This is a genomic window from Sphingomonas sp. PP-CE-3A-406, from assembly GCF_003688625.1.
Lineage (GTDB): Bacteria > Pseudomonadota > Alphaproteobacteria > Sphingomonadales > Sphingomonadaceae > Sphingomonas.
The window spans coordinates 929,131-943,407 of sequence record NZ_RCWY01000002.1 but is presented as its reverse complement, the minus strand read 5'-3'; the positions used below and the strand labels follow the sequence as shown (position 1 = coordinate 943,407).

10 protein-coding genes are annotated in these 14,277 nt (G+C 67.0%); 3 read left to right on the top strand and 7 right to left on the bottom strand.

What is annotated here, in order from left to right; translation table 11 throughout:
- Nucleotides 1–154 precede the first annotated feature (154 nt).
- On the top strand, nt 155–430 hold the full coding sequence (locus tag C8J44_RS18220) for a hypothetical protein (RefSeq protein ID WP_147453171.1): 276 nt from the start codon (nt 155–157) through the stop codon (nt 428–430).
- 319 nt (nt 431–749) lie between these two features.
- Nucleotides 750–1,553: an indole-3-glycerol phosphate synthase TrpC gene (gene trpC, locus C8J44_RS10760; RefSeq protein WP_121904459.1), complete on the top strand. Its 804-nt coding sequence runs from the start codon at nt 750–752 to the stop codon at nt 1,551–1,553.
- 80 nt (nt 1,554–1,633) lie between these two features.
- Here trpC and C8J44_RS10755 read toward each other — a convergent pair whose 3' ends face one another.
- The 7 genes from C8J44_RS10755 to C8J44_RS10725 form a co-directional block, all read right to left on the bottom strand.
- Nucleotides 1,634–2,737 carry a DUF1176 domain-containing protein gene (locus tag C8J44_RS10755; protein ID WP_121904458.1) on the bottom strand — a complete coding sequence of 368 codons (1,104 nt, stop codon included), beginning with the start codon at nt 2,735–2,737 and terminating at the stop codon, nt 1,634–1,636.
- Nucleotides 2,738–2,805: 68 nt separating this feature from the next.
- Nucleotides 2,806–4,515, bottom strand: coding sequence for an N-acetylglucosamine-specific PTS transporter subunit IIBC (gene nagE / locus C8J44_RS10750; RefSeq protein ID WP_121904457.1), 1,710 nt, complete (start codon nt 4,513–4,515; stop codon nt 2,806–2,808).
- Nucleotides 4,512–7,091 (bottom strand): phosphoenolpyruvate--protein phosphotransferase, encoded by a 2,580-nt coding sequence (ptsP, locus tag C8J44_RS10745; protein ID WP_121904456.1) that lies wholly within the window; start codon nt 7,089–7,091, stop codon nt 4,512–4,514. The genes nagE and ptsP overlap by 4 nt, the downstream gene beginning before the upstream one ends.
- Before the next feature lie 4 nt (nt 7,092–7,095).
- Nucleotides 7,096–8,244, bottom strand: a complete 1,149-nt coding sequence (gene nagA / locus C8J44_RS10740; RefSeq protein WP_121904455.1) for an N-acetylglucosamine-6-phosphate deacetylase — start codon at nt 8,242–8,244, stop codon at nt 7,096–7,098.
- 41 nt (nt 8,245–8,285) lie between these two features.
- A complete protein-coding gene (locus C8J44_RS10735; protein WP_121904709.1) occupies nt 8,286–9,293 on the bottom strand; it encodes an SIS domain-containing protein in 1,008 nt (335 codons plus the stop codon).
- 136 nt (nt 9,294–9,429) lie between these two features.
- Nucleotides 9,430–10,167, bottom strand: coding sequence for a GntR family transcriptional regulator (locus C8J44_RS10730; protein ID WP_056052211.1), 738 nt, complete (start codon nt 10,165–10,167; stop codon nt 9,430–9,432).
- A gap of 86 nt (nt 10,168–10,253) precedes the next feature.
- Nucleotides 10,254–11,030: a copper homeostasis protein CutC gene (locus C8J44_RS10725; protein WP_121904454.1), complete on the bottom strand. Its 777-nt coding sequence runs from the start codon at nt 11,028–11,030 to the stop codon at nt 10,254–10,256.
- 376 nt (nt 11,031–11,406) lie between these two features.
- Here C8J44_RS10725 and C8J44_RS10720 point away from each other — a divergent pair, with 376 nt between their 5' ends.
- Nucleotides 11,407–14,247 carry a TonB-dependent receptor gene (locus C8J44_RS10720; RefSeq protein WP_259466802.1) on the top strand — a complete coding sequence of 947 codons (2,841 nt, stop codon included), beginning with the start codon at nt 11,407–11,409 and terminating at the stop codon, nt 14,245–14,247.
- Nucleotides 14,248–14,277: the final 30 nt, after the last annotated feature.

Genomic DNA, 14,277 nt, shown 5'->3' with positions numbered 1-14,277 from the left:
CTGACCGTGAGTGGAGCTTGTGTGCCGAGCGGTTGCCGATGGCCTTAGTCCGCTTTCGCCCATCTCTTGCCGTTTCCGGTCGCGATCACGCTTTCCGATTGCAGACGGTTGTTCAGCAAGGCAGCATGACGCGGTGAAGATCGCACGGCCACTGATGACCCGCATCATTCTATGGTGCCTTGCCTACCTCTGGACGGCCTCTGCTGCGCTCGCCATCAGCAATTTCGCCGGTTGGCAGTATGATGGCGATGCGGGCTGGTGGTTAGTAACAGCCTACAGTTTTCCGGCTCTAACGCTCGCGAGCCCGCTGTTGTGGGTGGCTGGTAATCCTGAGCTTGGCGCGACCTATTGCTTAGTCGCTTTGGCGGCTCTGACGATGGCGGCAGCCGGCGTTATACGTCGCCCGGCCAAACAGCCTACCGGCAGCTAGGCTGCGCGGCTGCCAGAAAGCGGTCGGTCCGCTTTCCTCTCATCTCGGCCATTCCGCTTACCTCTATTTGCAGACATGGGATACCTAGCCGTGATTTGGCGAATATGCCCTCGCCGAACCGCGTGCCAGTACGCGACCAAAGTGCGCCGGGCGGCCACCTCGGCCCCGAGCCAATCGCCGAAATGATCGAACGCTGCGATTAATGGCCGGTTCGGCCGGATGCGCTCCCAGGCGTTGCGCTGTAGAAGCCGTCCACCTGCACGTCTCCGGACGGCCGACCCCGTCTCTGGCAGCAGCGACCAAAGGAATTGCATCTGACATGACCAGCATCCTCAAGAAAATCGAAGCCTATAAGCGCCAGGAAATAGAGGCCGCGAAAGCCACGGTATCGCTTGCCGACCTCCGGGCGATGCAAGCCGATCAGGAGGCTCCACGCGGCTTTCACAAGGCCCTGGTCGCGCGGCAAAGCGCCGGCCTGTTCGGGCTCATCGCGGAAATCAAGAAGGCCAGCCCGTCCAAGGGCCTGATCCGTTCGGATTTCGATCCACCCGCCCTTGCGCGCGCTTACGAAGCAGGCGGTGCCGCGTGTCTTTCGGTGCTGACGGATGCGCCGAGCTTCCAGGGTGCACCGGCGTTCCTCACCGCCGCTCGTGCGGCCTGCAGCCTGCCGGCGCTGCGCAAGGACTTCATGTTCGAAACCTATCAGGTGGACGAAGCCCGCGCCTGGGGTGCGGACTGCATCCTGCTGATCATGGCATCGCTGTCCGACGACGACGCGGTTCGCCTCCAGGACCGGGCTTTCGCGCTGGGCATGGATGTTCTGGTCGAGGTCCATGACGAACCGGAGATGGAGAGAGCGCTGAAACTGTCCTCGCCGCTGATCGGTATCAACAATCGAGATCTGCGCACCTTCGAAGTGAGTCTGGCGAACAGCGAAAAGCTGGCGCCGATGGTACCCGACGATCGCCTGATCATCGGCGAAAGCGGCATTTTCACGCATGCCGACTGTCAGCGGCTCCAGGCTGCCGGCATCACGTCGTTCCTGGTCGGCGAAAGCCTCATGCGAAAAGACGATGTCGAGAGCGCGACGCGCGTTCTCCTGAAAGGCGAAGACGCAAGCTGATCCAGGAATAACCGCGTGCGGAATTCCGACGCGTCATCCGCGCCCTGCTCGTGCCCCTCCCTCGAAGGAGAGGGGGCGGGTCAGGGCCGGATCACGCGGGCGCGCCAGGTGGTGATGAAGTCTGCGTTGCCGCGGCATTCACGCATTTCCGACTGTTCGGAGAGGCGGAAGCGGGTGCCGTCCCAGACGAAGCGCTGGTGGACGCCGCAGTCGCCCAGGCCGCGGCCCTTGGCGTCGCTGGTCAGGACGCCGTTCTCGAACGCGCCGTTGATGACGCTTTTGACGGGGGTGCCGGGGTCGGCGCCGGTCGCCTCGAAGCCTGCGGGGGCGTCGAACTGGGCTGGGGTGATCTCGGCGCCGTCGACGATGAAGAGCGCGCTGATCAGATTGTAGGCACCGGTCGAGCAAGGGAAGATCACCAGCGACTTGCCGCCGCCGAGCGCGTGTGTTTCGGGGGTGAAGCCCTCGGCATTGCAGGTGGCGCGTTTGCGCAGCGTTGCGATCTGGGCGGCAGTGAGCTTGGCAGCAGTGCCCGAGGGCGCGATCCTGGCGATGGCCGGGAGCGACGGCGCGCGCGCGCGTGACGGGGCGGGGCCCTTGGCGACGATCGCGTCGGTGCCGCCGACGCGGCCTTGCTGTGCGTCGATGTAGCGGAGTGCGGCGGCGGCGCCTTTCAGCGATAGCGTCGTGATCGGGCGGCCGTTTGCCCCGCGTACGCTCAACGCCGTGCCGTTCGCCATCGCCGCGGCGAGGCCGGCTGCGTCGCGTAATCCGGTGGGTTTGCTGTCGACCGCAAAGCCGGCGGGTTGGGCCGTGTGCGCGTTGTCCGTTGCGATCTTGACCGAGACTGCGCCGGCAGGGCCGGGTTCGCGCGTGATGTTCACCGTGATCGGCGATCCACTACCCGTTGCGATGCCGGCTTCGGGCAGCAGCGCGGCGAGCGTGCATCGCAAGCCGTTGTCGCAGCCGACCGCCCAGTCGCCGAAGGTCTTCAGCCCGCCCGGCGTCGGCTTGATATGGGTATCAGTGACGGCCGCGGGCGTGGCCGGCGTCGCGCGCGTCTCCGTAGGCGCCGGCGCGGTCGCGTTACGCGTTCCTGACGCGGTGGGCTGCGAGGAGGGTGAGCAACCCGCCACCGCCGCGGCGATGATCGAGACGGGGAGCAGAGCCGAGTGTCGCATCATCTGTCGATCCTAGTATTTCACGAGAGTGCCGGAAAGTCGTCGGGCGACCTTCCGTGCAGAGGCATCGCTCAGGCGACGATGATCGACGCGGCGCGGTTGGCGTCGAACAGCAGGTGGACGAGACCGGGGGCGGGGCGGGCGACGGCGTGGACGCCGAGCGCTTCGAGCGACGATAGCGAGGTGCGGTCCGCGTCGTGCAGGCGGATGCGCAGTCGCGTGCCGTGGCGAGTAGCGGCCTCGATATTGTCGGTGCCGCCGAGTGCCGCGATCGTCGCGGCTGTCAGGCGGATATCCGCCGGGACTTCGGCGGCCGGTTCGGCGACGACCGGGGCTGGTCCGCCGGCGGCGATCGCGTCGCGGATCTCGACCGCGACCGAGTCGGCGATCGGGCCGAGCACGATCTGGAGCGCCTTGTCGGACGGACGGATCAGGCCGCGCGCACCGAGCGCCTTGAGCCGTGCCTCATCCACCGCGCCCTGGTCGACGACGATCAGGCGCAGGCGAGTCGTGCACGCGCCGACGCTGGTCAGGTTGGCGGCGCCGCCGAGCGCTTCGGCAAACGCTGCCCCACGCTCGCTCTTGGCGACCGCCGCAGCGGCGACCGGCGCATCGCGCTCGCGACCCGGGGTCGGCAGGTCGAGCCGCTTGATGACGGTGCGGAACAGCACGTAGTAGATCGCGGCATAGGCGAGGCCGACCGGCAGGAGCAGCAGCGGCTTGGTCGCCTTGCCGTAGTTCAGCACGTAATCGAACAGCCCGGCGGAGAAGCCGAAGCCGAGCTTCACCCCGAGCGCGTTCATGAGCGCCATCGACAGCCCGGTCAGCACCGCATGGATCGCGTAGAGCACCGGTGCCAAGAACATGAAGCTGAACTCGATCGGCTCGGTCACGCCGGTCAGCGCGGACGTCAGCGCGAGGCTGAGCAGCATGCCGCCGACCGCCTTGCGACGCTCGGGCAGCGCCGAATGGTACATGGCGAGGCAGGCGGCGGGCAGGCCGAACATCATGACGGGGAAGAACCCGGCCATGAAGGCGCCGGCGTTGGGATCGCCTGCGAAGAAGCGCCGCAGATCGCCCGTCGTGCCGTGATAATCACCGGCGACGAACCAGACGATGTTGTTGAGCAGATGGTGGAGCCCGGTGACGAGCAGCAGGCGGTTTAGCAGCCCGAACGCGAACAGGCCGAACCCGCCAGCGCCGCTGATCCCGTAGCTCAGGCCGTCGATGCCCGTGCTCAGCGCGCCGAAGCCGAGGCCGACGATGATGCCGAGTGCGAGGCCCGCGACGCCGCTGACGATCGGCACGAACCGGCGTCCACCGAAGAAGGCGAGGTATTCGGGGAGAGCGATCGCCGAGAAGCGGTTGTAGAAACTGCCGCCGATCAGTCCCGAAAGGATGCCGATCGGGACGTCGAGCCGCGCGATCGCCTTGGCCTTCCACGCCGCGGTGGCGAGTGCGATCGTGTCGCCCGAGAACTCCTTGAGTGCGTCGGCGGGGACGGTCATGAGCGCTTGTGCGCCCTGCGTCGTCACGAGGTAGCAGACCACGCCCGCGAGACACGCCGCGCCGTTGCCGTCGCGCGCGAAACCGGTGGCAACACCGATCGCGAAGAGCAGGCCAAGGTGCGAGAAGATCGCGTCACCGGCAGCGCTGAGCACCGCGATGTCGAGCATGTCGGGCTGGCCGAGCCGCAGCAACAGCCCGGCGACGGGCAGCACCGCGATCGGCAGCATCAGCGCGCGGCCGAGCGGCTGGAGGGCTTCGAGCACGGACTTCATGGGCGGAACTCCCGGGCGAGCGTTCGCACGTCCGCGGCTGAAATGCAGTTCATGGCGGCGGCGGCATGCGCGCGACAGGCGTCGATCGTGAGCGTCGCGACTAGCGCCTTGATCTCGGGCACGAGCGCGGGCGCGGACGAGAGTTCGGTGACGCCGAGCCCGATCAGGATCGGTACCGCGAGCGGATCGGAGGCGAGGCCCCCGCACACGCCGGTCCATTTGCCGTGGACCGCACCGCCTTCGCAGGTCCGCGCGATGAGGCGCAGCACGGCGGGATGGAGCCCGTCGAGGTCGCTCGCGACTGCCGGATTGCCGCGGTCCATCGCGAGCGCATATTGCGTCAGGTCATTGGTGCCGATCGAGAGGAAGTCCGCTTCGCTGGCGAGCAGGTCGGCGGTGACCGCAGCGGCGGGTGTCTCGATCATGATGCCGAGCGCGACATGCTCTGTGTGGCCGATCGCGGCGGCAGCGGCGTCGAGCGCGGTGCGGACCGCGCGGAGCTCGGCTAGGCTCGCGATCATCGGCACCATGATGCGGCACTGGCCGGCGGGGCGGACCGCGAGGATCGCGCGCAGCTGGGCGTCGAGCATCTCGGGATGCGCGAGCCCGACGCGGATGCCGCGCAAGCCTAGCGCCGGGTTCTCTTCCGCGGCCATCGGGAGGTAGGGCGCGGGCTTGTCGCCGCCGATGTCGAGCAGGCGGACGATCAGCGGTCGGCCGGCGAGCGTGTCGGCGATGTGCTGGTAATCGGCGGTCTGTTCCTCGACGCTGGGCGCGCTGTCGCGTTCGAGGAAGAGGAATTCGGTGCGGAGCAGCCCGCAGCCTTCGGCGCCGTTGCGAACGGCCGCGTCGGCGTCGTCGGCCGAACCGAGATTGGCGAAGGCTTCGATCCGGACGCCGTCCTGCGTGCGGCATTCGCGCGCGGCGTTGGCGAGCGCGGCGCGGCGGCGTTCGGTCTGCGCGTCGAACGCGGTTTGTGCGGTTGCCTGCGTTTCGGCGTCCGGTGCGACGTGGAGCAGGCCTGCGCCGGCGTCGAGGATCAGCGGCGTATCCGCCGTGATCTCGGCTAGGGCAGGGCCGACTGCGACCAGGGCAGGCAGGCCCATCGTCGCGGCGAGGATCGCGACGTGCGAGGTCGGACCGCCGCGCTCGACGCAGAAGCCGACGATCGACGCGGTATCGAGGCCGAGCAGGTGCGACGGCAGCAGGTCGTCGGCGAGCAGGATCGTGCCGGGCGGGAAACTCAGGCGTTCGTCGAGGTCTTCGCCGGCAAGCGCGCGAAGCACCTGCCGTTCGAGATCGAGCATGTCGTCGGCGCGCTCGGCGAGGCGCGCGTCGCCGGTCGCTTTGAGCGCGTCGGCTTGGCCGCGGATCGCGATGCGCCACGCGTAGGCGGCGCTGTCGCCTTGCGCGATCGCGGCGTGGGCGTCTTCGGTCAGCGTCGGGTCGTCGAGCAGCGCGGTATGCGCGGACAGGATCGCGCGCTCGGCGCCGGTTGCGGTGGCGGATTTGCTCGCGAGACGGTCTGCGACCAGGGCGAGCGCGGCGTCGAGTGCGGCGCGTTCGACGGTTGCGCCTGCACCTTCGCGGGTTACGGCGATCTCGGCGAGGCGGAAGAGCCCGGCCTGGCCGATCGCGATGCCGGGGGAGGCGGTTACGCCGGGCAGACGGCCGTCGGCGGGGAGGGTAACGACTTTAGCTGCCGCGCCCTTCTGTTCCCCCGCGAAAGCGGGGCCCCAGGACCCAGCAGCGCCATCGTTCGTGATTCCTGGGCCCCCGCCTTCGCGGGGGAACTCCGATGTAGCTGCGGGAGCGGGGGCTTTCTCGCCCATGCCGCCGAGGATCAGGTCGCCGATCGCGGCGAGCGCGTCGGCGGCGTCCGGTCCGGTGGCGGCGAGCGTGATCTCGTCGCCGAGCTTTACGCCCAGTGCCATCAGCGCGACCGGGCTGCGGACGTTACCGTCGCGCTCATCCTTCGTGATCTTCACGTCAGACACGAATTTCCGTGCGATCTCGCCGATCCGCGCCGCCGGTCGCGCGTGGATGCCGTGGACCAGCGGCACGACGATCGTGCGGCGGACCGTGTCGCCCTCGACCACCGCCAGGTCGGCAACATCGCGCGGTTCGAGCGTCATAATCGCTTCGCCGACGCCGACCAGCTTGCCGGTTTCGCGGCGGACGATCGTGAAGCGCTCGGGGTTGGTGACGATCACCGGCGTGATGACCGCGCGCGCCTCGCAGACCAGCAGGTCGAGGTCGAAGCGGATCAGCGGGTCGAGCCGCTGGACGCTCGCGCCTTCGGTCACGCACGGCGTAAACCCGCGCCCGCCAAGCGCCACCGTGTCGAGGCCGATGTGCATCAGGATCTCGGCGCCCTCGGGCGTCCGCAGCGTGATCGCGTGGCCGCTTGCGTGGACGCTGAGCACGACCGCGTCGCACGGTGCGTGCAGGCAGTCGCCGGTCGGATCGACGGCGATCCCGTCGCCCATCATCCGTTCGGCGAAGACCGGGTCGGGGACTGCCTCGAGAGGCGATGCCCAGCCCTGGAGGGGCGACGTCAGGATGATAGGCTTCATCGGTTCACGTCCTGCCCGCGACGAGTTGGCCGCCGATCCAGGTGCCCGCGGGCATCAGATCGGCGGTGAGCGCGACCCAGTCGGCGCGCAGTCCGGGCGCGAGCGCACCGCGTTCGTGCGACAGGCCGAGGAAGGCGGCGGGGTTGGTCGCCGCCATCGCCGCCGCGGCAGGCACGTCGGCCTGCGTGCGCGCGACGAAGTTGCGGACCGCGCCGGCCATGTCGAGATCGGAGCCGGCGAGCGTCCCGTCCTCGCCGAAGCACTTGCCGTCCTCGACATGGATCAGCCGCCCTTGCAGGCGGAAATCCTTGTCGACCGCGCCGACCGACGGCATCGCGTCGCTGACCAGCATCAGCCGGTCGTGGGGGCGGGCATTGAGCGCGAGGCGGAGCGCGGCGTCGTGGACGTGCAGGCCGTCGGCGATCAGCCCGCAATAGACGTGGCGATCGTCGAGTGCTGCACCGACCACGCCCGGCGCACGGTGGAGCAGCGGCGACATCGCGTTGAACAGATGCGTGATGCCGGAGAGGCCTGCACCGACCGCGTCGATGATCGTCTCATAATCCGCATCGGTATGGCCCGCGCTGACGATCACGCCGCCCGCGACCAGCCGCGCGATCGACGCCGCATCGGTCAGTTCGGGCGCGAGCGTCACCATCACGCGCCCCTTGCGCGGACGGATCAGCAGTTCGATCATCGCATCGTCGAGCAGCCGGAACTTGGCGGGATCGTGGATGCCTTTCCGCGACGGGTTGATCCACGGGCCTTCGATATGCGCGCCGACCACGCCGGGAACGCCAGCCTCGATCGCTGCGTCCATCGCGTCGAGCGTCGCTGCGATCACCTCGGGCGTGTCGCTGATCAAGGTCGGCATGAACGCGGTCGTGCCGTACGGGACATGCGCCGCACCGATCGCGGCGATGCCGGCGACGGTCGGCTGGTCGTTGAGCAGTACGCCACCGCCACCGTTGACCTGCGTGTCGACGAAGCCGGGGACGAGCCAGCCGCCGCCCAGATCGACGACGCGATCGATCGCATCGGACGGCGTACCGTCGAGCGCGTCGATCGCGGCGATCCGGTCGCCGTCCACGGTGATCGCCGCGCCGTTCAGCAGCGCGTCGCGCGTGACGATCGTACCGTTGACGAAGTGCATCCGAAGACCGTTCCTACCGTCGTTGCTCATAGTCTCGCCGCTCATACCGTCCGCGTGACCTTGCTGAGATGAAGCGGTGCGTCGGGGTTCAGTCCGCGGCGAAGCGACAGCGCATTCGCCATCCGGTAGAAGCTCTGGATCATCAGGATCGGCTCGATCGCGGGGTGGGCGGTCAGCGCGACCGGGGTGCCGTCGGCATCCGCCTTCGCATCCGCGAGGCACACGACCGCACCGCGCGCGCGAAATTCTGCCGCCGCCTCGCGGACGCCGTCGCCGGCCGCATCCGAGGTGGCGAACGCGATCACCGGGAAGCCGTCATTGACGATCGCCATCGGCCCGTGGCGGACTTCGGCGGCGCTGAACGCTTCGGCATGGAGCGCGCAGGTTTCCTTCAGCTTCAACGCGGCTTCCTGCGCGATGCCGTAGCCATAGCCGCGGCCGATCACGAACAGGTTGTTGGCGTTCGCCAGCGCGTCGACGATCGGCGACCAGTCCGCGCCGAACGCGAGCGTCAGCATGTCCGGCAGCGTGTCGACCGCGTTTGCCAGCGCGTCGTTCTGCGACCACGCCGCGGTCAGGCCTGCGAATGCCGCGAGCGCGCAGATGTAGGATTTGGTCGCGGCGACCGACTTCTCCGGTCCTGCCTTCAGCGCGATCAGCGTGTCCGCCATCTCGGCAAGCGGCGACGTCTCGTCGTTGACGAACGCGACGACATAGGCGCCGGCATTCTGATACGCGGTGACGGTGGCCAGCAGATCGGGGCTGCGGCCGCTCTGCGATACCGCGATCACGAGCGCGGTGCCGGGCGCCATCGGCGCGGCATAGACCGACGATACCGAAGGCGCGGCGGATGCGACGGGGACGCCGAGCAGCGTCTCGATCAGGTACTTGCCATAGGTCGCGGCATGATCCGACGAGCCGCGCGCACACGTCACGACCACGGCGGGCGGTGCGGCACGAAGCCGTTCGCCGAGCGCGGCGAACGCATCGCGGTTGGCGGACAACAGCCGCGCGACCGCATCGGCGGATTCGGCAGCCTCGCTGAACATCAGCGTCCGGGTTTCGTCATGCAGCGTTTCGTTTTGAAGCGTGCCGTCTTGCAGAGTGCCGTCTTGCAGAATGGACGCGCGGTCCTGGATAGTCTCGTTCACTTGATGCCCCCCGGCCGACGCGCGCGCGCCGACGTCAGATGTCGTTGAGTTCGGCGACGAGGTCGTACGCGTCGCCACGGTAATAGGATTGGGTGAATTCGGCCGCCCGACCGTCGCGCAGGAACCCGCGGCGTTCGATGAACAGACCCGCATGCCCCGCATCGACGCCGAGCATCTTGGCGTGTTCGGCGCTGAAATGGACCGCGCGCAGGCGCTGCAACGCGCGCACCTGGCGATTGCCGGCCACTTCGAGCGCCTTGTACAGCGAGTCCTGCACCGCATCGATCGATGGCAGACAGTATCCGGCGATGGTGGTGTATTCGAGCGCCATCGGCACGTCGTCGGCATAGCGGATACGCTGGAAGCGATAGACCGCGGAGCCCGGCGACAGGCCGAGCGAGAGCGACTCCTCAGGCGTGACCATCCCCATCGTCCGGCTGACCCAGGCGCTGCTCGGCGTGCGGCCGCGCGAGATCATGTCTTCCGAGAACGACGAGAGTTTCGAGAAGCTCTTTTCGACGCGCGTCGCGACGAACGTGCCGGCGCCGCGACGCCGCGTCAGCAAACCTTCCTCGACCAGTCCGCCGATCGCCTTGCGCACGGTGATGCGCGACACGTCATATTCCACCGCGAGATCGCGCTCGGCTGGAATAGCGTCGTCCTTGGCCAGCACGTTGCGGTTGATCGCGTCGCGGATCAGCTGCTGGAGCTGGACGTAGAGCGGGGCGGGGTTGCCGTCCCGGAATCGGCCGATGCTTGTGGAAAAGGACATGTAGGCGACTTTCGCTGATGCCGGAGCGGGCCTCCGATAGATGCAGCCCGGCAACCGATCTGGGATACGTTATGTATTGGTATTGTTCAAGCGGCTTGATGTAACATGTCTGTAAGAACCGCCTTGAGGGCGCGAACGCGGTCGATATCGGTGCGGCGTTGCCCTGCGGTCGTGAAGCCGAAACGGCGTTCGCGCGCCAGAGCCTCTGCGTCGGCAACCTCGTCGAGATCGGATGCAATCGTACCGCACGAGGCGTGGATCTCGACGATCCCGACATCGAGAAACGCCGCGACATTGTCCGCATCGATGCCGCTTCCCGCGAGGATGACGATCCGCCCGCCGGCGCGGCGCTGCAAGGTGGCAAGCATATCGAGGCCATCGATCGCCTTCGGTGCGCCGCCGGACGTCAGCACGCGGTCGAACCCGAGCGCGATCGCGGCGTCCAGTGCGGCGGGCATGTCGGCGCACAGATCGATCGCGCGGTGCAGGGTCAGTGATAGTGGCGTGCGCCGCGCTGTGCCTGCCGACCGGGCATGCGCGACAAGCGACGCCAGCGTTTCGGTGTCGAGCCTGTGATCGGTGTGGGTGGCACCGATCACGACGCCGGCGAGACCGGCTTCGGCCGCCGCGGTGATGTCGCCGGCGATCATCGCCAGCTCGCGCGCGGTATAGTGGAACCCGCCTTCGCGTGGCCTGGCGAGCAAATGGACCGGGATTGGCGCGCTTGCCGCCGCGGCGATCAGTGACGGTGGTGGCGTCAGTCCGCCCAGCGCCAGCGCGGCGCAGAGTTCGATGCGATCGGCACCCCCGGCAATGGCGGCGTCCAGTCCCGCGATATCGTCGACGCATATCTCCAGCGTCATGGATGCCCTCCCGATCGTCGTAATTATATTACGTTTGGCCGATCGAATCGCCGGGTTCAATCCCGAACCGACAGTTTCTTGTAAGAAGTGGTATTACAATAACTTGGCACCGCTGCCGCGCACGTGTGTCAAAACGATACGGCGGAATCTGCTAGGCTATTGATACGGCTGTATATTATACGATCGGGTGGTTGGTGCTCTGGGGTGGTAACCAAACTGTAATTTCCGATGGATTCTGAAAATGAATTGGTTATACATTACGCCTGCCGAGCCACTCAAAGAGTAACCAAAACAGTACCAGGTGGCAGGTGATCGAAGCGACGCCGACAGCGTCGGGGGAAGGCGCTGCGGCGTCGATTAGGAAGGGGTTTCGACAATGATTTTCCGGAAGCAGATTTTGTTGGCGTCGAGCGCAGCGGTATGCGTCGCGATCATTCCAGCGGCGTTCGCGCAGACCGATCCCGCGCCGTCGGCGACGCCGGTCGCACAGGATGCCGCCCCGTCGGCGACCCAGTCGCCCGCGCCATCCGCGCCATCCGCCGCGGCCCCATCCGCGCCATCCTCCGCAACCGGCGACGATATCGTCGTCACCGGCATCCGCGGCAGCCTGCGCAGCGCGATCGCGGTCAAGCGCAACGCCAACGCGGTCGTCGACGTGATCTCCGCCGAGGACATCGGCAAGTTCCCCGATCGCAACGTCGCTGAATCGCTGTCGCACATTCCCGGCGTCAGCATCGATCGTCGCTTCGGCGAGGGCGAGAAGGTCGCGATCCTCGGTACCGATCCGGCGCTGAACCGCATGCTGCTCGACGGCCACGCGCTCGCGTCGGCCGACTGGGGCGGCAACGACAACGACCCGTCGAGCCGCACCTTCAACTATTCGCTGCTCGCGCCCGAACTGGTCGATCGTCTCGAGGTCTACAAGTCGCCCGAGCCGCGCATCGAGGAAGGCAGTCTCGGCGGCACCGTCATCGTCCGCACGCGCCGTCCGCTCGACCTGAAGGCCAACGCGATCTTCGCCTCGGGCGGCTATTCGTACAACGACCGCTCGGACAAGGGCAACGTCCGCGGCTCGGGCCTGTACAGCTGGAAGAACAAGGACGAGACGTTCGGCTTCCTCGTCGCGGCCACCTACGACAAGCAGAGCCTGACGCGCGCCGGCGTCGAGTTCTTCGGCTACGACAACGTCGCGCCGAATGCCGACGGCACCTACAACAGCCCGTTCGTCAACCGCGCTGCCGATGGCACGCTTAGCCTCAAGAGCCCCGGCGCGACGATCACCGGCGGGACGATTTCGGACCTCTACAAGGCGGCGTCGCCGTTCGGCATCAACTACGCCTATTTCCAGCAGACCCGCGAGCGCAAGAGCGTGTCGGGCACGGTCCAGTACCGGCCGACGTCCGATCTGACGCTGACGCTCAACGGCCTGCACATCAACGGCAACTACAACAACTACAGCCAGTCGATGTACACGATCCCCGGCGCATGGACCGGCGACGTGCTGCAATCGGCGAACATCAGTAACGGCGTGGTCAATTCGGCCTCGTTCGGCGCGGCGACCAACCAGGGCTCGCAGCTCGACACGCTGGTGCGCAAGACCAAGCTGAAGACCGACAACCTCAACTTCTTCGCGGACTATGAAGGCGACGGCGGGGCCAAGATCTCGTTCGCGGGCGGCTGGAGCAAGGCGGTCGGCGGACGTGATCCCGAATATCTGTTCAACGTGCAGACCAAGCTGCCGTACAGCTATGCGTTCACCAACAACACCGCGACGGTGAACTTCGTCGGCGATCCGACCAACCCCGCGAACTATTTCACCAACCCGAACAACAACCCGGCGCAGATCGAAGGGCGCCCGGTGATCGTCAACGGGACTCAGCTGAATGCCGCGCAGATCGGCGGGCAGGACTTCAGCGTCACCACCGATCGCGACATCTTCGGCGGCTATGACGCGACGATCCCGGTCGAGTTCGGTCCGTTCAAGGAAATCCTGCTCGGCAGCCGCGCGACCGACCATGTCAACCAGATCGACGCGCGCGGGATCAATACGTACCTCCAGTCGTCGCAGACCATTCCTCAGCTCGGTGCGACCGCGCTCGTCACCCCCAACGGCACGTTCGACGGCAGCGGCGGGCTCGGCAACGCGACGCAGTATCTGAACCTGCCGCAGCAGTCGGTGATCGACATCCTGTCGGGCGCGATCAACTCGCCGCTGGTGACCAAGATCGGCGCATCGACCAAGGTCCACGAGACGGTCATCGCGTCCTATGCGCAGGCCAATTTCGACCAGGGCGGGTTCCGCGGCAACATTGGCGGTCGCGTCGTCTACACCCGCGACATCTCGAACTATGCGACCACGCCGAGCGCACAGGTCAACCCGCAGCCGGTGCCGACGCGGACCTCGACCGATTACCTGAAGTTCCTGCCGAGCCTCAACATCGCCTATTCGGTCTCGCCGACGGTGATCGTGCGTGGCGCGGTGGCCAAGGTGATCTCGCGGCCGCGCTATCAGGATCTGGCGGCAGCGACGACGCTCAACGACGTCACGCTCGATGGCGGTGGCGGCAACCCCAATTTGAAGCCGTATGAGTCGACCAACTACGAGCTGACCGCGGAATGGTATCCGCGCTCGGGCACGCTGCTGGCGGTCGAGCTGTTCCGTCGCGACATCAAGAACTACATCATCAGCTCGCGCCAGAACGTCGATTACTTCAACGCGCTGCAGAACCGGATCACGACCTACAACGTCAGCCAGCCGATCAATGGCGCCAAGGCCAAGGTCAATGGCGTGCTGGTGTCGGGCCAGGCCGAGATCTGGGGCGGGTTCGGCCTCCAGGCGAACTATTCGTACCAGGACAGCAACACCTCGTCGGTCGATGTCAGTGGTGCGGCGCTCAACCTGCCGTATCTGTCGAAGCACACCGTCAACGTGATCCCGTATTTCGAGAGCGGGCCGTTCCAGGCGCGGCTGAGCTACAACTACCGGACCGCGTATTTCCGGACGATCGGTCGTCTCGGCTCGCGCGAGATGGTGGCGCCGTACAACCAGCTCGACTTCTCGGCCGGGTTCAACGTGACGCCGGCGGTGACGCTGTCGGTCAACGCGCAGAACCTGCTCGACGAGACGTATCTCCAGTATAACGCTACGCCGGATCGTCCGACCGCGTTCTACAAGAACGGCCGTACCTTCTCGGCATCGCTCTCGTTCAGGATGTAGCATCACCGGGTGGCGCGCTCTCGCGGTGCG